The 24,867-nt window shown below is 43.8% G+C and carries 14 protein-coding genes; 10 read left to right on the forward strand and 4 right to left on the reverse strand.

Annotated features, from left to right (window positions below; translation table 11 throughout):
* Window position 1 precedes the first annotated feature (1 nt).
* Together G460_RS0102035 and xylA are read left to right on the forward strand one after the other, a co-directional pair.
* Window positions 2–1,504: a xylulokinase gene (locus G460_RS0102035; RefSeq protein WP_026953807.1), complete on the forward strand. Its 1,503-nt coding sequence runs from the start codon at window positions 2–4 to the stop codon at window positions 1,502–1,504.
* Between the two features lie 33 nt (window positions 1,505–1,537).
* A complete protein-coding gene (xylA, locus tag G460_RS0102040; RefSeq protein ID WP_026953808.1) occupies window positions 1,538–2,851 on the forward strand; it encodes a xylose isomerase in 1,314 nt (437 codons plus the stop codon).
* An 84-nt stretch (window positions 2,852–2,935) separates the two neighbouring features.
* Here the strand turns inward: xylA and G460_RS21260 are convergent, their stop codons facing one another.
* Together G460_RS21260 and G460_RS23145 are read right to left on the reverse strand one after the other, a co-directional pair.
* Window positions 2,936–3,796, reverse strand: a complete 861-nt coding sequence (locus G460_RS21260) for a DUF3472 domain-containing protein (protein WP_342667601.1) — start codon at window positions 3,794–3,796, stop codon at window positions 2,936–2,938.
* A gap of 8 nt (window positions 3,797–3,804) precedes the next feature.
* On the reverse strand, window positions 3,805–4,281 hold the full coding sequence (locus tag G460_RS23145; RefSeq protein WP_051315877.1) for a DUF5077 domain-containing protein: 477 nt from the start codon (window positions 4,279–4,281) through the stop codon (window positions 3,805–3,807).
* Between the two features lie 81 nt (window positions 4,282–4,362).
* Here G460_RS23145 and G460_RS0102050 point away from each other — a divergent pair, with 81 nt between their 5' ends.
* From G460_RS0102050 to G460_RS0102085, 8 genes are all read left to right on the forward strand, one after another.
* Window positions 4,363–8,442 carry a hybrid sensor histidine kinase/response regulator transcription factor gene (locus G460_RS0102050; protein ID WP_211226730.1) on the forward strand — a complete coding sequence of 1,360 codons (4,080 nt, stop codon included), beginning with the start codon at window positions 4,363–4,365 and terminating at the stop codon, window positions 8,440–8,442.
* 91 nt (window positions 8,443–8,533) lie between these two features.
* On the forward strand, window positions 8,534–9,514 hold the full coding sequence (locus tag G460_RS21265) for a glycoside hydrolase family 5 protein (RefSeq protein WP_051315879.1): 981 nt from the start codon (window positions 8,534–8,536) through the stop codon (window positions 9,512–9,514).
* A gap of 367 nt (window positions 9,515–9,881) precedes the next feature.
* Entirely contained in the window at window positions 9,882–13,037 is a 3,156-nt protein-coding gene (locus tag G460_RS0102060) for a SusC/RagA family TonB-linked outer membrane protein (protein WP_245578685.1), read from the forward strand.
* Between the two features lie 18 nt (window positions 13,038–13,055).
* A complete protein-coding gene (locus G460_RS0102065) occupies window positions 13,056–14,720 on the forward strand; it encodes a RagB/SusD family nutrient uptake outer membrane protein (RefSeq protein ID WP_026953811.1) in 1,665 nt (554 codons plus the stop codon).
* A 28-nt stretch (window positions 14,721–14,748) separates the two neighbouring features.
* On the forward strand, window positions 14,749–16,029 hold the full coding sequence (locus tag G460_RS0102070; RefSeq protein WP_026953812.1) for a glycan-binding surface protein: 1,281 nt from the start codon (window positions 14,749–14,751) through the stop codon (window positions 16,027–16,029).
* Between the two features lie 56 nt (window positions 16,030–16,085).
* A complete protein-coding gene (locus tag G460_RS21270) occupies window positions 16,086–19,379 on the forward strand; it encodes a CRTAC1 family protein (protein WP_051315880.1) in 3,294 nt (1,097 codons plus the stop codon).
* A 50-nt stretch (window positions 19,380–19,429) separates the two neighbouring features.
* On the forward strand, window positions 19,430–21,178 hold the full coding sequence (locus G460_RS0102080; protein ID WP_035463751.1) for a glycoside hydrolase family 9 protein: 1,749 nt from the start codon (window positions 19,430–19,432) through the stop codon (window positions 21,176–21,178).
* 76 nt (window positions 21,179–21,254) lie between these two features.
* Window positions 21,255–23,162, forward strand: a complete 1,908-nt coding sequence (locus tag G460_RS0102085; protein WP_026953814.1) for a sialate O-acetylesterase — start codon at window positions 21,255–21,257, stop codon at window positions 23,160–23,162.
* Here G460_RS0102085 and G460_RS0102090 read toward each other — a convergent pair whose 3' ends face one another.
* Window positions 23,163–24,236 (reverse strand): alpha/beta hydrolase, encoded by a 1,074-nt coding sequence (locus tag G460_RS0102090; RefSeq protein ID WP_026953815.1) that lies wholly within the window; start codon window positions 24,234–24,236, stop codon window positions 23,163–23,165. It lies immediately after the preceding gene.
* A 1-nt stretch (window position 24,237) separates the two neighbouring features.
* Window positions 24,238–24,825, reverse strand: coding sequence for a hypothetical protein (locus tag G460_RS0102095; RefSeq protein WP_157366848.1), 588 nt, complete (start codon window positions 24,823–24,825; stop codon window positions 24,238–24,240).
* Between the last annotated feature and the right edge of the window lie 42 nt (window positions 24,826–24,867).

Consider the following 24,867-nt stretch of genomic DNA (forward strand, 5'->3'; position numbering starts at 1 on the left):
AATGAGAAAATTATTGTTGGGACTGGACATTGGAAGTTCGTCCGTCAAAGCATCTCTCTTAGATGCAGATAGTGGAAAGGCATTAGTTTCCAAAGCTTTTCCTGATCAGGAATTGGCTATCGATTCGCCTCAAAGCGGCTGGGCAGAGCAAGAGCCTGAAATGTGGTGGAAGTATGTGGCTGAAGCCAGCAAATACGTACATCAAAAAGCAGGTGTCAAGAAGGGAGAACTCAAAGGTATCGGTATAGCCTATCAGATGCACGGCTTGGTGATCGTGGACAAAGAGCAGCAGGTACTCCGACCTTCTATTATCTGGTGCGATAGCCGTGCTGTGGGGATTGGTGAGAAAGCATTTCAGGAGCTTGGCGAAGAATATTGCCTCAAAAACCTATTGAATTCACCGGGAAATTTCACTGCCTCCAAACTGAGATGGGTTATCGAAAATGAACCCGAGACAGCTGCCAAAATTCATAAAATGATGCTTCCGGGTGATTATATAGCGATGAAACTGACCGGAGAGATCCTGACGTCAGAGACAGGGCTTTCTGAGGGGATTTTCTGGGATTTTCAAAAAAACGGAATTAGTGAGCAGGTTTTGGAGAACTATGGAATCAACCGGGAGTGGATTCCTGAGGTCGTTCCATCCTATTCGATTCAGGGAAAAGTAACTGCTGCAGCCTCTCAACTCTGTGGAATAGAAGAAGGTGTTCCAGTCTCGTATAGAGCAGGGGACCAGCCTAATAATGCATTTTCGCTACAGGTTCTCAAGCCGGGCGAATTGGCAACTACTGCAGGTACATCAGGTACCGTCTATGGTGTATGTGATACGCCGTTGCACGATCCTCTTTCTCGTGTCAATACGTTTGTCCATGTCAATCACCAAGAAAAAAAGCCATCTTACGGAGTCCTCTTGTGTGTCAATGGAACGGGGATTCTCAATAGCTGGCTCAAACAATTGATGGGAGCTAACCACATCGATTATGAAGAGATGAATACTTTGGCTTCCTCTGTAGGAATCGGAGCGGATGGCCTATCATTTATTCCTTTTGGAAATGGCACCGAGCGAATCATGCAAAACAAGCACGTGGGAGCACATCTCATGGGATTGGATCTTCTGAAACATCAAAAAGGGCATGTACTCAGAGCTGCTCAAGAAGGGATTGTTTCAGCATTGACATTTGGTTTCCGGATCATGCAAGACATGGGCTTGGACCTGAAAACTGTCAAAGCAGGTAAGGCGAATATGTTTCTGAGTCCATTGTTTCGCAAAACCTTTATTCATATGAACCAGGTAAATCTGGAGCTTTATGATACAGATGGAGCTCAGGGAGCCGCAAGAGGGGCTGGGATAGGAGCAGGAGTTTTTGCTTCGGAAGACGAGGCATTTGCAGGATTGACTTTGCTGGAGACTTTTGAGCCAAATGAAAATTTCTACGAACCTTATGAAGAAGTTTACTCCCGCTGGAAAAACCAATTGGAAAGTATCCAAAAAATGAACTTATAATTGTAAGAAAATAATTAAACCTAAAAACCTATTATGGCTAAGACTTATTTCTCAGGTATTGACAAAATACCATTTGAAGGAAAAGAAAGCGACAATCCACTGGCGTTTCGATACTATGACGAAAACAGGGTGATTGGCGGAAAGACCATGAAGGAGCATTTCAAGTTTGCTATCGCATACTGGCATTCCTTCTGCGCTACTGGCGCTGACCCATTCGGACCGGGCACTATTACACATCCTTGGGATGCAGCTGCTGATCCTGTGCAGAGAGCCAAAGATAAGATGGACGCAGCTTTTGAGTTTATCTCCAAAATCGGTGCTCCTTATTACTGCTTCCACGATATAGATTTGGTAGATGAGGCTCCTTCTTTGGCAGAGTATGAAAAGAGGATGCAGCTCATCACGGATTACGCGCTTGAAAAGCAAAAAGAGACTGGAATCAAATTGCTTTGGGGAACTGCCAACGTATTTAGCAATCCACGCTACATGAATGGTGCTTCTACCAATCCTAATTTTGATGTGCTGGCCAGAGCCGGTGCTCAGGTCAAAAATTCTTTGGATGCGACGATCAAGCTCTCAGGAGAAAATTACGTTTTCTGGGGTGGTCGAGAAGGCTATATGTCCTTGTTGAATACGGACATGAAGCGTGAGACTGAGCATTTGGCGCAGTTCCTTACCGTCGCAAGAGACTATGGTAGAAAGAATGGTTTCAAAGGTACTTTCTTTATTGAGCCTAAACCTATGGAGCCTACCAAGCATCAGTATGACTATGATGCAGCTACAGTTGTTGGCTTCTTGAGACATTATGGTTTGGACAAGGATTTCAAATTGAATATCGAGGTCAATCACGCTACGCTAGCTGGGCATACCTTCCAGCATGAGTTGCAAGTAGCGGCAGATGCAGGGATGCTTGGAAGTATCGATGCCAACCGTGGTGATTATCAAAATGGATGGGATACTGACCAGTTTGCTTTGAACCTTCAAGAATTGGCAGAGGCTATGCTCGTCATCTTGACGTCTGGTGGCTTGCAAGGCGGTGGAGTCAATTTCGATGCGAAAATCAGAAGAAACTCCACAGACATGGACGATTTGTTCCTAGCTCATATCGGCAGTATGGATGCTTTTGCCAGATCCATGCTCATCGCTCAGGACATTTTGGATAAGTCTGACTACCTAGAAAGAAGAAAGCAGCGCTACGCCAGCTATGATTCTGGTAAAGGAAAAGACTTCGAATCAGGTAATTTGACATTGGAAGATTTGAGAAATTACGCTGCAGAAGCAGGTGAACCAACTCAGATCAGTGGCAAGCAAGAGTACTATGAGAATCTAGTTAACAGATTTATCTAAGCGCAAAACTTGTATAGAATTTAATCCCGGAGTGGCTTTCTGCTCCGGGATTTTTTGTTTTTGGAAATTAAAGAAAGGAATGGTTTAGGGAAGTTTTTCCCAGTTGATTAGAGGTGCTTGACCACTTGCGGGACGATGATGCATTGAATTGAGATCGGTCATTTCGTCAAAAAATCCGCCATTTTTCAGAAAGAACTGACCCTCTTGACTGCCTCCTGCAAAATCTAATCGATAGCCTCTTCTGGCTATATCATCTCCGGTAAATTTGGCTTCTGTCAATTCAGTCCAGTTATCATCGGAGTCGGCAGCCCATTGATTGCTATAGGTTCCTTTTCGACTCAGATGCCCAGCTGTGGGGATGAAGTTTTCCAAAAAGGAATGGGGTCTTTTGTACCACGTATCAGTCTGTGGTCTCAGAAAACTCGCGATCAAGATCCATTCACCGACTTCAGGATCTAGAAAATAGGCGGTATAAGCTGTATTTCCCATTCCGTCCGGCTCGACAGAATTGAGGAAAGAATAGGTGACTCCGGCTTTCCAATTGTATTTCAGATAAGATTGTCCGCCCGAGCCTTCATTGCCAAATTCACCAGTGTAGACATGTTCTCCTTTTTTGAGCAATTTAATTTGTTGCTCTTCAGGTATCTCGTCTGGATTGTCAGTTTTAAATGGGCTCCAGACAGAAAAGAGAATCCGTCTTTCGCTCGTTGAATTGACCTGAATACCAAAGTATCCTTCGGCAAATCCATTGGCCATGAAATAAGAACCGACAGGGTCATCTCCGGGTTGGACAGTGATTTCATTGTAAAACCATTTGAAATTCCTTTCGGCTGGAAATGTGTAAGACAAATGAACGGATGGACCGCGTCTTCCCCAATAGAATCTGTTGTTTTCATTGTCTCGAACGTAGGAAAGCGAAATGTTTGGTTGTGTCTTTAGTTTCACTTGAGAAATCAAGCTGAAATCAGTTCCGCTTTTTCAACTCCTTGAAAAAGAATCTGATTGTAGCCATGATGAAGTTGGAAATCTCCCAAGTTTACCCATCCTGATTGGCCTGCCTGAAGCTGGAGTTTTTTGGAACCATTGAGATCGACGGAAATGGTAGCATTGGCTGTTTGACTGGGAATATAGATCTCCAGATCTACTTGAGATGAAGCTGAGGAGTGGACATAGGTACTCCAAACGGTGTTTGTCTCAGACCATGATTCCCAACCTGATGCAGTTATTTTGATCGGCTTCTCACTTGGGGTTTGATAGGTGTTTCCGGCTATCGGGATGATAAATTCATTCTGTTGTAGTTCTAAGTTTTGCCAAAAAGCCATGGCGATCAAAAAGTATAAATTATAAATGGAGAGCATATCTTTATTGTAAGGGAGCAATAAAGATAGAAAGAATGCTGTGAGAAGAGCGGCTTCAATCAGGTCCTCCAAAATTTTGGATTAAAAAAGTGAAATTTGCATTTAGGGAAGTCTAGAATTAAGTTACTTTGAGACCAATTGAAAGAAAAGACTTTGAATAGTTGGAAGAAAATACTGGTTTTTAATTTGCTTTTGGTGCTGTGGACTACTGTGGCACCAAGTCAATCCCTAGATGAAAAGCTTGTATTCCGACAGCTGGACGGAGATTTAGGTCTTTCGAGCTCCAATGTCATGGCTATCCTCAGGGGGCCGGACGAGATGATGTGGTTTGGAACTGGCTTTGGACTGTATCGCTACGATGGGACTCGAGTCAAATCATTTTTTAGCTCTAGAGACAGTCTTTCACTAAGCCACAATAGCATCCAGAAACTATACAATGGTCCTTTTGGCTACCTCTGGATCGAAAATGTCAATGGGAAATTTGACCTTTATGACCCTGTCAAGCAGCGGGTTCATCGAGGATTAGATTTGGTCAAAAACCGGATTTCATTTTCCTCAGATTCTATTTCCAGTATTCTGAAAGATCGTCAGGGAAGGTATTGGTTTGCCCATCCGGAAAAAGGGATTACGATTTTTGATTCGGAAAATCAGCAATCGATTCACTTGACGACACAAGACAATCAAGGTGGATTGAGCTCCAATCAAATAGCAGCGATCCAGCAAAATCCTGATGGTTTGATCTGGGTGTTGAGTAGGGATGGCTACTTGGACTTGGTTGATCCTTTTCGCCTGATCACTTCCAGATCTGCGCATCTCAAAGAAACAGCGGATTTTGGAAGCTCCAATTTTGAAATGCTCGTGGACTCAGATGGAGATGCCTGGATTTTTGATCCGGATAGAGACTTGGGTTTGATTTGGGTGAAAAACCTCAGTCTTGATTCAAAAAAAATAGATAGCTCCACTTCTCCGCTAAGACTGAATAACAACATGGTCAAAGCCATAACAGAAGCCAAACCTGGCGAAATCTGGCTGGGGACGGACCATGGCGGTATCAATATTTTGGATAAGAAAACCCAACAGATCACGTATCTCAATCAGGAGTCCAAAGAAGCGGAAAACTACCCGCATCATGTGGTATATGCACTTTTTAAGGATTCTGAGGATATTTTATGGATAGGCACGCATAAGCAGGGAGTTTCTTATTATCATCCAGGCCTGCTTCGGTTTTCTCACGTTCAAAAAAATCTTTCGGACAAACAATCCTTACCCTTCAATGATGTCAATGCTTTCGTAGAAGATCAGCAGGGCAATTTGTATATCGGAACCAATGGCGGCGGCTTGCTCTATCAAAACCGAAAAACAGGAGCATATAGTCGCTATCTGCATGATCCCGATAATTCCAATAGTCTAGTAGGTGATGTCATCGTGGATATGGTGATGGATAAGAAAGGTGTGCTATGGATGGGGACTTATCTGAATGGCTTGGGGAGTTTTGATGGGAAAAATTTCAGATCCCATGAATTTTTGGGAAGTGGTGAAAACAGTATTCCCGGTCCGAATGTATGGAAACTCTTCGAAGACAGTCGCAATAGATTATGGATAGGAACATTGCGCTCCGGCTTGGCTGTTTTGGATTCTTCCCGTCAGCATTTTACAAGCTATCCGGCTGGAGCTGCGCCATATTATATTCATAATCAGTACATCACGGGCTTTGCTGAAGATACAGCTGGAAATATCTGGGTAGCTGGAGGAAGTGGTGTCAATGCAATCAATCTGGAGACAGGGCAGACTAGGTTTTACTCCGAAGATACCGACCATGGCTTATTGGCATCCAATATTACTGATCTCTTTGTCGATCGATCGGGAATGCTTTGGTTGACTTCTGTAAACGGACTGCACTATTTTGACAATCAGGATTCTACCTTTGTTCACTTTGGAACGGAAGATGGCTTGCCGACCAGCTACTTGGTGGATATTCTGGAGGATCAAAAGGGAAATCTATGGATCAGTAGTCAGGCGGGATTATCCTATGGTGAAGTGGATAGAAGTCGAGAGCCATTGAGTATTACGTTCCAAAACTTTGATCAAAAAGATGGTCTCCAGGCAGCTTTGTTCAATAAAAACTCCGCTCTAAAGACTCAAAACAATGAATTGATTTTCGGCGGGCCAAATGGCTACAATATCTTCAAGTCAGAGAACTTTGCCTTCGAGCAGAACTATCCTCAGGTAGTCTTTACGGACCTTTCATTGTTCAACAAGGAAGTGACGGTAGGAGAGATTGTTGGGAAAAGGGAAGTGCTTCAGAGTTCATTGCAAAACGCTGGGGAAGTTGTATTGAGACATGATGAAAACATGTTTTCCATTGGATTCAGCGCTTTGAATTTTCTTTATCCAGAGAAAAATAAGTACCGCTATAAATTACTGGGATTCAATGAGGATTGGATTTATCTAGATGAAAATTTGGCTCGGGTCAGTTTTACCAATTTGGATCCGGGGGATTACACACTCGTAGTACAGCCGGGGACTGTATTGGAAGGTTGGAGTCCGGAGGAGTTTACGTTGAAGATTAAGATTTTGGCTCCTTTTTGGAAAACGCCTTTGGCCTATTTCCTATACTTTTTGGTAATGATCGGTTCGGTAGTTTATTTCCGAAATCAGCTGATCAAGCGACAAAAAGAGCAATTCGAAAGAAAACAGGCTATTTTGGAAAGTAAGAGAATCCAAGAACTGGATAGATTGAAGACTAAGTTTTTTACCAATCTCAGTCATGAATTCCGTACGCCGCTTTCTTTGATTTTGACTCCCGCGGAGCATCTGCTATCCACTACTGAGGATAAATCTTTGAAGAACCACTACGAAATCATCCAGCGAAACGCCCGAAGACTGCTCAAACTCATCAACCAGCTTTTGGACATCAAGAATATTGAGAAAGGAGCGCTGGTCTTTCATCCTACGGAGGGAGATATTGTCAATTTTGTACGAGAGGTAGTTTCGGATTTTCAGGAGCTTTCCGAAAATCAGCATAAGCAATTGACATTTGAAAGCAATGTGGAGTCCCAGCAGGCGATATTTGATTCGGATAAGTTGGAGAAGATCATTTTCAATCTCCTCTCCAATGCCTTCAAGTTTACTTTTGAAGATGGCAAAATCCATGTCAAGCTTGAGCTGACTCAGACGCATGAGGAAAGAGCAAGGCTGGAGCTGACTGTTTCTGATACAGGAATTGGGATTTCTCCAGAGTCGCAAGAGCGGATTTTCGAACGGTTCTATTCCACGGATCCCCCTACCAACCAACTCAATCAGGGAAGTGGAATCGGCCTTTCCTTGGTTTGGGACTTTGTCAAAATCATGAATGGAGAGATTTTCATCCAGAGTGAATTGAATCAAGGAGCCAGCTTCATAGTGCAGATTCCGCTGGATTTGATCCACTTGGAAGAGATAGAAGAAAGAGAGCAGTTATTGGACGAACTCACCCGGAATCAGAAGGAGGTTGTATTGATAGCTGAAGATCATGTGGATTTCAGAAATTACCTGAAAGACTGTCTTTCGGATACCTATCAAGTACTCTTGGCTGCGAATGGAGCTGAGGCTTGGGAAATCGCCCAGGAACAGATTCCTGATCTGATCATTTCGGATCTGATGATGCCGACGATGGATGGCAACGAACTCTGTCAGCACGTCAAAGGGAATCTCAGTACTTCACATATTCCTGTGATCCTGCTCACGGCCAAAAAGTCAGAGGAACAAATGCTACAAAGTTTGGATAGCGGATGCAATCTCTACCTGACCAAACCTTTTAACCTAGAAGTTCTCAATCTGTCCATCAAAAACCTTCTAAAAGAAAGAAAAGCCTATCAGGAGCAGAATAGAAGGATGATTCAGGTTAAGCCTAATGGGGGAGAAGTAGCCAGCATGGATCAGGAGCTCATCCAAAAGGCAGCTGCATTGGTAGAGGAGCATATCGATGATTCTGATTTTTCTGTCGAGTATTTTGCCAGCCAACTTCATATGAGTAGAGTGCATCTGTATAAAAAGCTACAGTCTCTCACCGGCAAAAGTCCTATCGAATTTATCCGATTGATCCGGATGCAGCGAGCAGCAGAGCTCCTTGCTAAAGGACAGTGGAATGTAAATGAAGTGGCTTATATGGTGGGGTATAACAATGCCAAATACTTTGCGAAGCAATTCAAAAATGAATATGGCAAGCTCCCTTCAGAGTATTCGGCGCACTAGTTACGATTTGTCACCCTATTTCGAAACATTTGATACCCTTGTGTGAAAAAGGAAGTAGGTAGTATTGGATTGAAACTAATAAACCCAATCCATGAAGAACCTGATATTATTCCTCGGGATGATATTTTTCTCCTGTCAGGAAAAACAAGATCCACCAACAGTAGTGGAAGAAATCATCCCCCAGTCTTTTTATGGTGCATTACAAGTCTCCGGAACTCAGCTCCAAAATCAGCATGGCCAGCCAGTCATGCTTCGAGGGGTGAGCTTCGGTTGGCACAATTGGTGGCCGAGATTTTACACACCACGCACGGTCAGCTGGCTCAAAGAGGACTGGAAAGTCAATGTCGTCCGTGCATCTATGGGAGTAGATGTGGCTGGCGCTTATTTCGACAATCCCGATTTTGCGATTGAAAAAATAGAGGCCGTCATCGATGCTGCTCTCGCCAATGATTTATATGTGATCATTGACTGGCACAGCCATCATTTGTTTCAGGAGGAGGCTGTGGCATTTTTTGGAGAAGTGGCCAAAAAGTACGGCAATCATCCCCATGTGATTTATGAAATATTCAATGAACCGGTTGACGTGGAGTGGTCAGTATTGAAAGCGTATAGTGAAAATGTCATCCAGAAAATCCGGGAAGTAGATCCTGATAATTTGATTTTGGTCGGTACACCCAATTGGAGTCAGGATGTAGATATAGCTTCTCACAATCCCATCTTGGGTCATGAGAATATCATGTATGTATTGCACTTCTATGCAGGCACACATCAGGCAAGTCTACGTGCCAAAGCTGATAAAGCTCTCGAGAGAGGCTTGCCGATTTTCGTCTCTGAATGTGCCGGAATGAATGCAGATGGCAATGGTCCCATTGACGAAGTTTCTTGGGAAGCTTGGCAAACTTGGATGGAAAGCAAACAGATGAGCTGGATAGCCTGGTCGATCGCTGATAAGGATGAAACATGCTCCATGCTCTACCCAGAATCTGCCTCTTCAGGGAGTTGGGATCCAGCAAACCTCAAACCTTGGGGAGCCAAGGTGAGAAGCTTGGTCAGAAGTTTTGCAATCGATTGAACTCGCATTTAAGGTGGAAAATCGAAAAAAAGCAATGAAAAATATGCCGTTTTCATGCAATGGAGGGCGTTTTCACAGGGAGTTAACATTTGTTACCCCATTTGGAAACATTTGAATACCCTTCTTAACAATCAATTGAACTAGATTCCGAGAAAATTAGTAAACCCAGAATACCGTGAATTTCTTTTTGAAGAATACTTCTCTCCATTTGGATCATTCTGTAAGCTGGTGTTTGCCATTTTTGAATCGGAAAAACAACCTAAAACACCCATGAATGAAAATCCAACCAGCCCCAGATTAAGTATCACTTGGGACCTTTTCCCAACTCAAGCCTATTTTCAAAATTCTAACAATTAAACCCTTTATGATGAAAAAACTATTACCGATTTGGCTTTTCCTCCTGGTAGGGGTGGTGCATGCCCAAGTCACGGTGAAAGGTACCGTGACCTCCGGTGCAGACGGACTCTCTCTTCCGGGTGTGACAGTCTTAGTCAAAGGTACTACTACTGGTGTCGCTACAGATGCCGATGGTGCCTACAGTATTTCGGTGCCTTCATCCAATTCCGTTTTGGTGTACAGTTTCATTGGATTCAAAGCTCAAGAAGTCCAAGTAGGTAACCAAACTGTCATCGATGTAGTGCTGGCCGAAGACATGGCTTCTTTGGATGAAGTCGTGGTCGTAGGATATGGTACGATGAAAAAACGGGACATGTCCAGTGCCCAAGTATCGGTGTCTTCAGAAGATATCGAGCGAACAGTCAATACGACGATCGAGCAGGCTCTCCAAGGTAGAGCAGCAGGTGTCTATGTGACTCAGAATACCGGTGCCCCAGGCGGTGGTATTTCAGTGAATATCCGTGGGATCAACTCGATTGGTGGTACCAACGAGCCGCTGTATGTGATCGACGGGGTGCAGATCCAGCCACAGACAGTGTCTTATGGCAATACTTCCTCCACTAATCCTCTCGCGGGACTCAATCCAAGTGATATCGAGTCTATGGAGGTGCTACAGGGGCCATCTGCTACGGCGATCTATGGCTCTAGAGGTACCAATGGTGTCATTATGATCACTACCAAAAGAGGTAAATCTGGCGATACCAAAATCAGCTACAACTACCTTTTTTCGCTTCAAGATAAGCCTCAGCCTTTGGAAGTGATGACTTTGCAGCAGTATGCAATCATGACCAATGAGATCAATGAGATCTCGGGCGGTGACTCTCCTGCAGCATTCTTGGACCCTTCACTTTTGGGAGATGGGACAGATTGGCAAGAGGCTTTGTTTAAAACTGCGGCTTTGAACAAGCACTCCTTGAACCTCAATGGAGGAAATGACAAGACGCAATTTTATATCTCTGGTGAATATTTCGATCAGGAAGGTGTAGCTATTGGCTCTGCCTTTGAAAGATATTCCTTGAGAATGAATGTAGACAATCAGACCAGAAAATGGTTGAAACTAGGCGTCAACCTTCAGCTGTTCCATACAGATGAGCAATTGGCAACTGGGAGCTCTGATGTGATCAGCAATGCAATCCAAATGGCTCCAAATATTCCGGTAACTAATCCAGATGGTTCTTGGGGTGGTGCGGATCCTATCAATGGATCCAGCTTACAGTTTACACCACTTAACCCAATCGCTATGGCCAATCTATTGGACAGAAGCTATAAAAGAAGAGGTGCTTTGGGTGGATTCAATGTAGAAGTAGATATCATCGAAGGCTTGAAGTTCCGCACGATGATCAATGGGAATGTCAATTATAACAATGGTCATTTCTTTACGCCTACTTACACTTTGGGTGTGATTTCCAATGATGTGAATCAGTTGCAAAAAAACTCTGATAACAGTTTCTATTGGAACTGGAGTCAGATTGTTTCTTACAATAAGTCGTTTGGAAAGCATACAATTAACGCAATGATCAGCCACGAAGCTCAAGCTTCTCAATATGAATTTATGAACGCTGGTCGGGTTAATTTCCCTTCAAACGATCTTCCGGAACTTGGTTTGGGATCTGCACAAGGAGCTACCAATAGTGGTGGAGCAGGACATTGGGCAATGGAGTCTTACTTTGGTAGAGTCAACTATACCTTCAATGAGAAATATATCATTCTAGGAGCATTTAGAGCGGATGGATCCGCCAATTTTGGTCCGGAAAATCGATGGGGATATTTCCCATCTGTGTCTGCTGCTTGGAGAGTTTCTGAAGAAAGCTTCTTGGACGACGTAGATTGGATGGACGAGTTGAAATTGAGATTTGAGACTGGACTTACTGGTAATCAGGGGAATGCCAATGCGATTTTCGCGCCATTGAGCTCGCCTAGTATTCCTACTCCTTGGGGAGGTGGTTTCTTGGTGTCACGATTTGGTAATCCATCCCTGAAGTGGGAAGAGACTCAGACAGTCAATGTGGGTTTCAACTTGAATATGTTCAACAACCGCGTGCAATTGGAAGCTGATTTCTATATGAAGAAAACAGACAACCTCCTGCTTCCAAACCCACTTCCTTGGTATATGGGGACTTCCGCGGAAGGAAGTATCGGTACTCCAACTGTGAACATCGGTTCTTTGGAAAACAAAGGCTATGCGATCACTTTGAATACCATCAATATTGACAATAGAGCAAGTGGTTTTAGCTGGACTTCCAACTTCAATTTCTCAGGTTTCAAAACCGAAGTGACCAAGTTTTTCTCCGAAACAGCTTTCATCGATCGTACTGCATGGTACATGAATGATTTCACACAGAGAGCAGCGATTGGACAGGCTCCTTGGTTATTCTACGGTTATGTTTCAGATGGTCTTTTCCAGTCTTTGGAAGATGTGGAGTCTAGTGCCAGACCAGTAGACAATTCTGGAAATCCATTGCCAGTGGGTGAAGACGGCATCTATGTCGGCGATATCAAGTACAAGGATCTCAATGGTGATGGTGTGATCGATGAAAGAGATCAGACTTTTATCGGTAACCCTTGGCCGAAATTCACTTTCGGTACTACGCAGACATTCAGCTTCAAGAATTTCACTTTGGACATGTTGTTCACAGGTTCTGTAGGTAATGATATCTACAACTACAACCGCTTCAACAACATCGCACCTAACAACATCTATTTGGGAAGAAACATGCTAGCTGAGACCTACGACTACGCTCGCATCGGAATGGATGATGCGGGTGATCCGTACATCGTCAATTCTGAAACAGAAATTCCAAGAATTACATTGACTGACTTGAATGGCAATAGCAGCCGAATCTCGGATCAGTATGTAGAGGATGGGACTTTTGTGAGATTGAAAAATGTGCAGTTGACCTATAATGTGCCTACATCTCTGCTTGGAAATCAAAATGTCATCCGAGGCGGAAGAATCATGGTAGGGGTACAAAATGCACTTACTTGGACCAAGTACAAAGGCTATGACCCGGAAGTGGGCGCGTATGTGGGTAACAATGTGTCTGCTGAAAACCAGCTCATCGGAGTTGATTTTGCAAGGTATCCGCAGACCAGAATGTACACTGTCAGCGTAGGAATTGACTTTTAACCCAAAAGAACGAATCAAATGAAAAGATTTATAAAAAGCACGAATTTCCTGGCGGGAGCTGCAGCCTTGGTTTTGGGACTATCGTCATGCTCTGATGAGTTTTTGGACAGGCCTCCATTAGATGCAATTGTAGATGCTAACTTCTACAAAAACGATGACCAAATCCTGGCTGCTTCTGCGCCGCTTTATAACATTGTCTGGTTTGCATACAATGACAAAGCAAGTCATGGTATAGGGGATGCCAGAGGTGGAATTTTGACTTCAGGATCCTATCAGCTGGAAAATGTCCGTTTCAATACGACAGGTGAAACCGCCGAAAATGGGGCCGCTTGGAGAGCATTCTACAATGTGGTAGCTCAGTCCAACTCTTTGATTAATAATATCAACAGCTTTGCCGGTGAAGACGTGACCGAAAGGATCAAAAATCACGGGATCGCTGAAGGTCGATTTATGAGAGGTTTGGCATACTCTTACCTGGTTCAAAACTGGGGGGCTGTGCCTATCATTACGAATAATACTACCTTGCTACAGGATACGACTTTGACCAGACATACCGAAGAGTCTGTTTGGCAGTTTATCATCAAAGACTTGAGGTATGCGGCAGAAAATCTGCCTGATGCAAGTGTGCAGCCAGGTAGACTCAATCAGTGGAGTGCAGAAGGCGTTTTGGCTAAGATGTACCTGATCAAAGCGGGGATTTCTGGAACCAGAAATCAGTCTGATCTAGACTCAGCAGCCTATTTTGCCAAGCGTGTGATCGACTATAGTGGAGCCAGTTTGATGGAGGACTATGAGGATCTATTCAAGACGGCAAACAACAACAACTCTGAAACGCTAGCTGCACTGCAGTGGACCTACAATGCCGGTCAGGCCGGTGCTTGGGGAGCTCAAAATTCCGTTCAGGCATTTTTGGCCTTTGGATCTGAGATCACAGGTTTCGGTGATGGATGGGGTGGAGATATCGGAGCTTCCAAGTGGATGTTGGATCTCTACGATGATTTCACTTTCGATACTAGGAGAAAAGGAAGCTTTATGTTTCCAGGCGATCATTATACCTATATCACGCAAGTACCTCCAGGTGGATCTGCACAGCAGTTGAGAGTGCCGGCAAGAAGCACTGACGGCGCGAGAGATTACAATGGAAGAGCTTGGGTGAAAAAGTATGTGGTAGGGAGACCTGAAGATAATGATGGTAAGGTAGTGCAGCAGGGAACTGAAATCAACACCTACATCCTTCGACTTTCAGATGTGTACTTGACCTATGCGGAAGCTATTTTAGATAAAAACCCAGACGAAGCACTCATGTATGTCAATTTGGTAAGAGAGCGAGCAGGAGTCAATCCATTAAGCTCAATCACTTGGCAGGACATCTTCGAAGAGAGAATCATTGAGTTTGCGATGGAAGGACAGGCTTGGTATGAATTTACCAAACTGCACTACTATGATCCTCAGAAAGCCTACGAGATCCTTTCTAATCAGGACCGAGGTACTTTCAGAGTTTATCCTGACAAATTGCCGGATCCTACGCTATGGGAAGTGATCATTCCTGAGGATGATACTACTCCGAGATTTTTCACAGTGAATAGCTCTAATTTCTTAATTCCGATCCCGTCATCTGAATTGTCCAGAGCTCCAAACTTGAGAAAACCACCGGTCGCTTACGATTTCAGTTCCGGAGAATGATGTCTAAAGTTTAACAATGATCAAGACTATGAAACTTATAAAATATCCAAAATACCTTTCTCATTCTCTGGTGGTAGCATCTCTATTGACTTTGGTCATGGCATTGGGCTCCTGTCAGGAGGAAGATGAGAATGATATCAATGTGGGTCCACCACAGATTGAGCGTGTCAGGACTACAGATCCCACGACGACAGATAGCGCTTTGACTTCTGCTACATTGGGAACTACGCTGGCTATCATGGGAAATAATTTTCTCGGCACTCAGCAAGTATACCTGAATGATTATCCGCTAGGAGTGAATACTGCTTATGTAACCAATAATTCAGTGATCGTGACTGTCACAGACAGTGTCCCTACTGTGGCTACAAATCCAGATGTGCCAAACACATTGAGAATTGTGACCAAATCAGGTGAGTCCGTGATCGATTTCCAGACCTTGCCGCCGGCTCCTCAGATCCTGCAGGTGAAAAACCAATATGTGAAGCCAGGAGATGAGCTGGAGATCTATGGTCGTTATTTCTACTTTGTGGATACGGTCTATTTCCCTGGAGAAGATGTCTATGTGACTTCAGGGTTTCAGACCAATAGCGCTGGAAATACTCTTAAAGTAACAGTACCGGAAGGACTGGACTTTTCCGAAAGTCAATCAATAGGAATCATCACCAAGAGTGGTGGCTCAGTGGCAGGACGTACTTCTCAGATCTATGCCGGCAAAGGCATGGTGGCCGACTTTGATACCAATGGAGCATTGGAGTGGCCTTGGAATTGGGGATGGGGACTCTCCGGTGAGATGATCAAACCGTCTCAGCCTGGCATAGAAAGTTTGGAAGGAAGCTTTGCAGGCATGAATCAGGCTTTCCCGGCTAATTACGGTTGGAATAACGACAAAGTGCTTAACCTGACCAATTGGGATGGTGTACAAATATTCCCTACTGAGCCTGGAACTGATTATGCGCCAAGTACTCCAGCTAACAAGTTTGATATCCGTCTGGAGATGGCAGTCAGTTCGACAGCTTCCATTGACGGTTTGGAATTGCAATTCTGGTTCCCTGACAAAAACGGAAACGAACTCAGCTACAATCTACCTATTACAGATGTGATCAGGCAGACAGATGGTTCTTGGTACACCGTTTCAGTCAACTTGAGCCTATTGACCAATGGTACCACGCGTCTAAACACCTATCAGGATCTGCTGGATGGTGATGGATGGGCCAAGCAGTTGAGGCTAGTTGTGATCAATCCTACTGCCAATGATATCTCTGCGGTCATGGGCTTTGATAATATCAGAATAATTCGCGCAGTTAATTAATTGAGGTTTACATACTGATTTCTCCGGGAGGATGTTTCTCCCGGAGATTTTTCCATGTGTACCAAATTCACCCTTCCTTGATCTCCATCGCTCGATTTCAGCTATTTTCTACAGTCACAGGGATACTGGGATGCTTGGTTTTATTTGCCTGTGGCAAAAAAAACTCTGAAGAGAGCAAAAGCCAAAGCTTATTCGAAGTAGTACCACTAGATTCTTCAGGGCTGACTTTTACCAATCAGATTGCCGAAAGCGGCTTGGCTAACGTCCTTAGCTACCAGTATTTTTACAATGGAGGAGGAGTGGCCGTGGGAGATCTTAATAATGATGGCTTGGAAGATGTTTTTTTTACAGCCAATCAGAAGCCAAATGCACTTTTTCTCAACAAAGGCAATCTCAAATTTAGAGACATCACCTTAGCTACAGGCACAGGAGGTAAAGCCAATTCCTGGGCGACTGGAGCTGCCATCGTTGATATCAATTCCGATGGACTCAAAGATATTTATGTTTGCTATTCCGGCGATTTGGATGAAAACTCCAGAAGAAATGAGCTTTTCGTCAATCAGGGTCTGGATAGCGACGGTATTCCGTTTTTTAAAGAAATGGCCAGCGGATTTGGTTTGGATGATCCTGCTTATTCTATGGCTGCGTATTTTTCTGATTTGGATCAGGATGGGGATCTAGATATGCTTCTGCTCAATCACAATCCAAGTCTTTTTACCAATCTCAATGAGCAGATTTTTAAATCAATGCTGGCAGCTACTGATCCGATGAGCATGTCAAAAATCTACAGGAATGAAGGGGGTAAGTATATCGATGTGACATTGGAGTCAGGATTGTCAGGCAGTCCTTTAAGTTACGGACTCGGTGCAGTCATTGCGGATTTCAATATGGATGGTTTTCCGGATATCTATCTCGGCAATGATTATTCTGCTCCTGACTATTTCTATATCAATCAGGGCGATGGTACTTTCCAAAATCAACTTGCGCAGGCCTTTTCCCTGACCAGCCAGTATACGATGGGAATCGATGCAGCTGATTTTGATCAAGATGGCTGGCTGGATCTGATCAGCCTAGACATGCTGCCAGAAGACAACAAAAGACAAAAACTTCTCCACAGTCCTGAGAATTACGAGCATTATCAACTTTTTGTAAAATCTGGTCTTCATCATCAGCACATGCGAAACATGCTGCAGGTCAATAATCAGGATGGAACATTTTCAGAAGTAGGGACACTCGCTGGCATAGAAGCCACAGACTGGAGTTGGGCCCCATTGGCGGCGGATTTTGACAATGATTCTTGGACAGATTTGTTTGTGTCCAATGGCTTTTTGAAAGATTTTACCAACCTGGATTTTATCAATTATCGCAATTCCCAGCTGTCCCAGGGAAAGGTAACACCTGAATCCCTGATGGATTTGATCCAAAAAATGCCCGCTACCAAAATTGGCAACTACATGTATCGCAATCAAGGCGGTCTACAATTTGAAAATGTGTCTCAGCAATGGGGGCTAGATCAGCCTGGAAATAGCAATGGTGCTATCTATGCGGATCTGGATCTAGATGGAGATTTGGACTTGCTGATCAACAATCTCAATGAACCTGCACAGCTAATTGAAAATAAGACGGAAGGCTCTAAAGCAAATTATTTGCAAGTAGAGCTGAAAGGTCAAGCTAGTAATCGAGATGGTATTGGGGCGAAGGTCTGGCTCTATAGTGATACTAAGACACAGTTTCAGGAGCAGGTTGTCTACAAAGGCTATCAGGGAAATGTAAGTGCCATTTTGCACTTTGGGCTGGGTGCGGCTACTCCGGACTCCTTACGTATTCTATGGCCTGACGGAAAGACGGAAGTGATTTCATCCATGCAGTCTAACCAGAGAACCATTTTGGAGCATGGAAATGCCCAATCTCCCACGCAAGCAAGATCTCAAAAGGCAACAGGATGGTCTAAAAAGAACGAGTGGAAAATTGCAGATCTGAAAGAACCCGTTCAAGATTTCAAGGCACAAGGACAATTGCTGTATTCATCGGCTAATCGACTGATTCATCTGGCGGCAGGAAACTGGGGGCAGGAAGCTTCTCAAACTTTATTCTTTTCTGATGCTGATGGTACTATCTGGGCGATTGACGAAAGCAAGCAAGATTTTCAGCAGAAAAAAAAGGTGCTTGAGAGTGTTGGTCTAGCTGTCAATGAACTCAATGTTGCAGACTTAGATGGAGATGGTTTAGATGATATTTGGGTGAGCTATCGGGATTCTTCTGAAGGGACCTTGTCACGAATTGGCTTTCAGGAGAAAACTGGAGAATTTACTTTAATTGACATTTCTAATATTATTGAAAATAAGTGGTTTATAAATTTATTGACTCCTTGGGATTTTGATCAGGATGGTGACTTGGATCTCCTGCTTGGAGGTGGGTATAAGCTAGGAAGATGGCCGGAATCTAGCGAATCAATGGTTTATGAAAATCTTGGAAATCGTCAGTTTCAACTCAAGGAAAGCTCTGTTCTGAAGGACATACAACGTGTCAATGACATGAAAGTACTGGACCTGACAGGCAATGGAGCTTCACAGGTTTTAATTGCTTCTGAGTTTGCTCAGCCTTTACTCTTATCATTCGATGGCACTGACTTTTTATTGGATACTATTCCAGGATTGCTGAAGGACAGAGGGCTATGGCAAAGTGTATTTTATGAGAAAAAATCAGATCAGTCGGAGGTATTGATTCTTGGCAATTGGGGCCTCAATAGTCGATTACAAGCTGATAAATCTCACCCCTTAAAACTTTATTTTGCTGATTTTGATAAAAATGGTTCTGTCGATCCGCTGATGGAAATGAAAATCGGGGAGGGTGTTTATCCTTTCTTTTCTAGGGATGAATTGGCGGCGCAGTTGTATAAGAAAAAGGCCTCTTTCCCGGATCATACCGGATATTCTGAAGCGACAATGTCTTCTATTCTCACTGATAGTGAAATGAAAGAAGCTGAGATCCTTCAGGTAGATACTTTGGCGACAATCGCCTATCACAGAGTAGATGGTCAATGGAAATCAATCCAGCTTCCTCTTGAGCTACAATATGCCCCGCTAGACCAGTTGCTCTCACTTGGTTCTGATCAGATTTTGGCCTTAGGCAATAAAGAAAGTACCCGTTTGAAACTCGGGAAACTAACTGCCAATCCTGGATTTATTCTGGAATTTGATGAATCAGGGTTGCTACAGAAGCCACAAGCAAATCTGGGTATGAGAGGGGAAGTAGTCGATGGAGTTTTGCTGGGTAAAACCCTTTGGGTTTCTGATACGCATGGCAAACTTTATCAATTTGTTTACAGTAAAAATGATAGCCTAAATTGAACTTACTGAATTCATATAAAAAACTGTTATTAAGTGTAATAGGTTGCTTTATGTTTCGTATTACTTTAGTATTGGCTAGTCTGGGGCTGACCGTTGCTTGCAAGTCTGAAATTCCTGTAGAGCACTATGAAGTCCTCGAATCTATCCGGCTCAATCAGGTAGGCTTTTTAGAAAACCAAAAGAAGCTGGCCGTGTGGATTTCTTCCGAACCAGAACAGGAGTTTTGGATCAGAAATCGCATCACTCAAGAGCGCGTGTTTGAGGGGAGGTCTGAGGTACAGGCTTCTCAAACTTTCTCCGGAAAAGATGTCCAGCTTTTGGATTTCTCTGCCTTAGAAGCTCCCGGGAGCTACGAGCTTATCCTTACCGGATTGGGGAAGTCTTATCCATTTGAGATAGCTAATACGATACTTTCTTCCTTGGGCAAAGCTTCCTTGAAAGCGTTCTACTACCAGCGTGCTTCCACGGAGTTAAGTCCTCAATTTGCTGGGGAATGGGCTAGGCCATTTGCCCATGCAGATGATCAGGTACGGGTGCATGCATCTGCTGTGGGACCTAAGCGGACGGAAAGCTCAATTCTCAATCTTCCCAAAGGCTGGTATGACGCTGGGGATTACAATAAGTACATAGTCAATAGTGGGATTTCCACAGCTACTTTACTTTCCATGTATGAGGAATTTCCAGACTATTTTGATCAGTTCAAATTGGAAATTCCAGAATCAACGGATCAAATTCCCGATATTCTGAATGAGATACAATGGAATCTTGATTGGATGATGGGTATGCAGGATCCTGCTGATGGTGGAGTATATCACAAGCTGACGACTGATACATTCGAAGGAATGGTACAGCCGCAGGATGCAAAAAAACAGCGCTATGTAGTGCAAAAGAGTACGGCGGCCAGTCTGGATTTTGCAGCTGTGATGGCTCAGGCCTACCGGGTTTTTAAGCCTTTTTCGCCAGAAAATAGTGAGTGGTATCTCAAGGCAGCCGAGAAAGCTTATAAATGGGCGCAGCAAAACCCCAACGCTATTTACGATCAAAATCATTTGAATGAGCAATTTAGTCCTCAGATACGCACAGGAGCCTATGGTGACAGATTTCTTCAGGATGAATGGATTTGGGCGGCATCAGAGCTTTTTATAGCTACGCACAATTTGGATTACTGGAAGATGATCGAGTCGGAGCCGGTAGAGTTTGAATTGCCTACCTGGTATCAGGTCAAATGGCTGGGCTATTACTCGTTGCTCCGTCATGAATCAAATCTGAAAAGCATCGATCCTGCTTGGTTTGAATTGGTCAAATCTCAACTCCTACATGCTGCTGAAAAGTACACATCAATGAGTCAATCCGCCGCATTTCGAAGTCCTATGGAGTCATCTCCTTCATACTTTGTATGGGGAAGTAATGCTGTAGCTGCAAATCAGGGAATTGCTCTAATTCAAGCCTTTAAGTTGTCTTCTGATGTCGAATATTTGGAGGCAGCTCATGACAATCTTGATTATTTGCTTGGAAGGAATGCTACTGGATATTCTTATGTCACTGGTTTTGGAGAAAAATCACCCATACATCCCCATCACCGTTTATTGGCAGGGAAAGAAGATCGCAATCCGATTCCCGGTTTTTTGGTAGGAGGACCTAACCCTGGACAGCAAGATAGAGTGGGCTACCAAAGCAAGTTTGCCGATGAGTCTTATCTGGATGTGACGGATAGTTATGCCAGTAATGAAATCGCCATCAATTGGAATGCTGCTTTGGCATATTTGGCCAATTCGCTTCAAATTCTACAAAAGGACTAAAACTCAGGCTTTAAATTTTGCGAAATACCCATAGTTTCGGATATTTTTCTCAAATTTCCAGAGAACCCAATCACCCATGAAAAAGTTAATCCCTCTGTTGCTGTTGATCTATATCCTTGTGAGCAGTTGTCAAGAGAAGTTTGAATCGCCTGTTTTTTTGCCAAAAATCATTTCTGAAGGAATGGTTTTGCAGCGGGATCAACCCATCAAGGTTTGGGGAAAGGGAATACCAGGAGAAAAGGTTCGGGTCTCGGTGGCTGGTCTGATGTCGAGCACGGAAGTACTTGAGGACAGCACATGGGTCATCGGCTTGGCGGCTACCAAAGCTGGCGGTCCCCACCTGATGAAAGTCAATCAGGTACAGATTCAAGATGTCTACTTTGGTGATGTATGGCTTGCTGGTGGTCAATCTAATATGGAATGGCCTCTTAAGTCTGGAGTCATAGGTGCCGAAGCTGAATTCGAATCGGGTGGAAATCCGGAAATCCGTTTTTTTAAGGTTCCCAGAGTTTATGCAGCGCTGAAGCAAGACGACATTCCCGAGGGAAGTTGGAAAGTCGCTGATTCTACGAATTTGCCCGATTTTTCTGCGGTAGCCTGGTTTTTTGCAAAGCAAAACCATCATCAGAAAAAAGTTCCTGTGGGGATCATCGAGTCCAATTGGGGTGGAACTCCGGCTGAAGGTTGGACAGATGCGGAAATTTTGGCTGAAATGGAAGGGATGTCATTTCAGGAAGAGGCTGATGACATGATTGCCAATCAGGATAAATGGAACAAGGAGTTTTTGGAAAATGATAAGCGTAGGGAAATGCGGGATTTGATGGTTCAACGACCGGATTCTGCGTTGGCTAGAGAGGTTTCTTCTGTTTCTTATTCAGATGCCGCTTGGAAAAGAGTTCAGCTACCCTCACAAAATCCATTCAGCGATATTGCTTGGTTTCGTAAAGAATTTACGTTGAGCTCGACAGATAGTTTGAGCTTAATCTTGCCTTACATGGATCAGATGGCATATGTCTATATCAATGGTCAGCAGGTTCACTACAAAGATTGGGGGACTGCCATGCCGGAATTGCAGATAGATTCGGATTTACTTTTTGAAGGAAAAAATGTACTCAGTGTCCGTGTGATCAATACATGGAATAATCGCCCTTCCCTCGGAGCCAAAGATGAGATGTATTTTCTCCAGCGAGGTAGAAAAATTAATTTGGAAGGTACATGGGCGTATTCCAATCAGATCGTGGAGCCTTTGCTTCCAGAAGTAACCTGGCAAAACTGGAAACCCGGAGCCATGTACAATGCGATGATTTATCCTTTGAAAAACTATGAAGTCAAAGGGACCATCTGGTATCAGGGTGAAAGCAATGCGGGAAGAGCAGCGGAGTACAAAGACTTATTTTCGACGATGATCACCAATTGGAGATCGATCTGGGAGCTGGAAGACATGCCTTTTTTGTTTGTGCAGCTGGCCAATTACATGGAGCGAAAGGAAGTGCAACCTGAAAGCAATTGGGCAGCATTGAGGGAAGCGCAACGAGCTACTCTGGAACTACCACAAACCGGAATGGCTGTGATCATTGATATCGGAGAGGAAGGAGATATTCACCCACGAAACAAGAAAGATGTCGGAGAGCGTCTATGGAGATTGGCTCAAAATGTTGCTTTTGGAGAAAATGTCATTGCTTCAGGCCCACAAATCAAAGAAGTTGCCCAAAATGGAGCAAGCCTTCAACTGACTTTTGACTCTGTTGGAGATGGGCTGGAACTGGTCGTAGGAGGAGAAGCTTTGGCTTTTACAGTGAAAAACCAAAGCGGAAGATGGATAGCAGTGAAGGGTGAATTGGAAGGAAAAGATCAGATTAAGATTAAGTGCCCAGATGGATTTGAGCCAGTTGAGGTCCGCTATGCTTGGGCTGATAACCCCGAAGTCAACCTGATCAATTCCGAAGGACTACCGGCTCAGCCGTTTCAATGGGAATTGAAATAATCACAGCTTTTCTTGGGAAGCTTTCATCTCTTGTACTTCCATCATCTCATTGATTTTCTCTAGGAATTCAGGTCTGGGAGCGATTCCTACGACGTTTTCCAGAAAGTCAATCGTTTCAAACAGAACTCCTTCCCAATCCCCTGACGTGATGGAACTCGCTATTACATGATCTCCTGATTGTGGAAATGCTTTTTCCACCTTGAGATTGGAGGGAGTAGAGATTTGCTGAAACATTTCCAACATGGCAGGGACGGAGACGACATGGTCTTGTTCTTCGTCACTTTTGTAATAATAACCCAAGAAAAGGGGCTGGTTGATTTTGGAATAAGTCTCCTGATTCATATTGCCATAAAGCAAGACAGCCAGACTTTCGTAGGCATTGATATGGTAATCTTCCGACCAGTAGGCTGCTTTTTCCCCTTCTCTATCCTGATGGATCACCTTATTCTCCATCATGGTTTTTTCCATTAGAGTTTTTGACCATGGAGAAAAGAAAGCTTCCAGTTTAGTTCCATAGTCTCGCATAGCAGGGGAATAGAGCACAACTGCTTTGATGTCAGGCTGCTGACTAGCTAGTAGTGTTGTGAGGGCACCACCCATGGAAGTACCGACTACAATGACCTCGTCTCCCAGACTTTTGCCGATCTGATAAGCTTCACCTGCAGCATCGGCTAGCTGCTGAGCGGATAGGTATTCCAGTCCATTGGGTCGCTTGACACCATGATCTGGTAGGCGTGTCACAAATAAATTGGCACCAAAATGCTCCGCTAAAAATCTGTGAACAGGATCTCCCTCCATGGGACTGGCTCCGAAGCCATGAATGTAGACGATGGAATAGGGTGTTTTTCGCTTGTTGGCCGAATCAGCCCATACGATGTAGGCTTCATTGCCAGCCTTGAGTCCTTGGACCGTATCTTCACGTGTATGGAGGTAAGTTTCCAGATCGTGAATTCGAGATGGGACTTCTGGGAAATTGATTTCAATCTGTTCCCGTTCGACTTTTGGGCCAAGCATGTAAACTATCACTGCTACCATGGCCGTGGCAAAAAGTCCTAAGAAGATTTTTCGAAGCATATCAGTCTGTTTTCAGTTTAGGAGAAACCGAATTTACGACGATTTGGCTACCATTTTTCAAAAAGACAACAGTTCTGATATTCATTTGGGAATAATTGGCTGCATCTCCTACGTAGTTTAATTCAAGATATTGGTAGAATTTGGTGAAATCATTGATATCCGAAAGTGCGACTTCCTCATAATTTTCAAACAAATCAGAAATATTTTGATCCTTGGAAAGAGTTCCAAAATCCTCGTTGAGAAAAATGGATATCTGGGAGACGTTGAGCAGATTGTAGGCGACTGCGCAGGATAGAGCATAGACATTGCCCGGCAAAAAAGAACTGTTTCTAACTTCTGAAACAAATTCTGCTTCTGCATTGAGATTGACCCGGAAGTTTTCAATGGAGACTGTGTCATCTTCGGTAGCAAAGCTCTCCGTGATATATGGGCTGAAGTAGATCTCCAGATCTGTTAAGTTGGCATCAACAGGCCCGGGACATGGCCCCCAAATGTTTGGGTCTGTCTCATCTACACAAGAACTCGCCACCAAAGCGATAAGGTATGCAAAGCAAAAAAATAGTGTGGATTTGAGGCCTTTGTGAGTCATAATAGCAAAATTGGTCAAAATTTCAGTAGGTGAAAATGGAAG

It is taken from the genome of Algoriphagus vanfongensis DSM 17529 (genome assembly GCF_000429465.1).
Lineage (GTDB): Bacteria > Bacteroidota > Bacteroidia > Cytophagales > Cyclobacteriaceae > Algoriphagus > Algoriphagus vanfongensis.

What these genes read in the sequence shown, in the direction of transcription:
- G460_RS0102060 (WP_245578685.1), top strand. Translation starts at nt 9,882, where the DNA reads ATGAAAAAACTATTACCGATTTGGCTTTTCCTCCTGGTAGGGGTGGTG.
- G460_RS0102090 (WP_026953815.1), bottom strand. Translation starts at nt 24,236, where the DNA reads ATGCTTCGAAAAATCTTCTTAGGACTTTTTGCCACGGCCATGGTAGCA.
- xylA (WP_026953808.1), top strand. Translation starts at nt 1,538, where the DNA reads ATGGCTAAGACTTATTTCTCAGGTATTGACAAAATACCATTTGAAGGA.
- G460_RS0102035 (WP_026953807.1), top strand. Translation starts at nt 2, where the DNA reads ATGAGAAAATTATTGTTGGGACTGGACATTGGAAGTTCGTCCGTCAAA.
- G460_RS0102065 (WP_026953811.1), top strand. Translation starts at nt 13,056, where the DNA reads ATGAAAAGATTTATAAAAAGCACGAATTTCCTGGCGGGAGCTGCAGCC.
- G460_RS0102095 (WP_157366848.1), bottom strand. Translation starts at nt 24,825, where the DNA reads ATGACTCACAAAGGCCTCAAATCCACACTATTTTTTTGCTTTGCATAC.
- G460_RS0102070 (WP_026953812.1), top strand. Translation starts at nt 14,749, where the DNA reads ATGAAACTTATAAAATATCCAAAATACCTTTCTCATTCTCTGGTGGTA.
- G460_RS21265 (WP_051315879.1), top strand. Translation starts at nt 8,534, where the DNA reads ATGAAGAACCTGATATTATTCCTCGGGATGATATTTTTCTCCTGTCAG.
- G460_RS0102080 (WP_035463751.1), top strand. Translation starts at nt 19,430, where the DNA reads ATGTTTCGTATTACTTTAGTATTGGCTAGTCTGGGGCTGACCGTTGCT.
- G460_RS0102085 (WP_026953814.1), top strand. Translation starts at nt 21,255, where the DNA reads ATGAAAAAGTTAATCCCTCTGTTGCTGTTGATCTATATCCTTGTGAGC.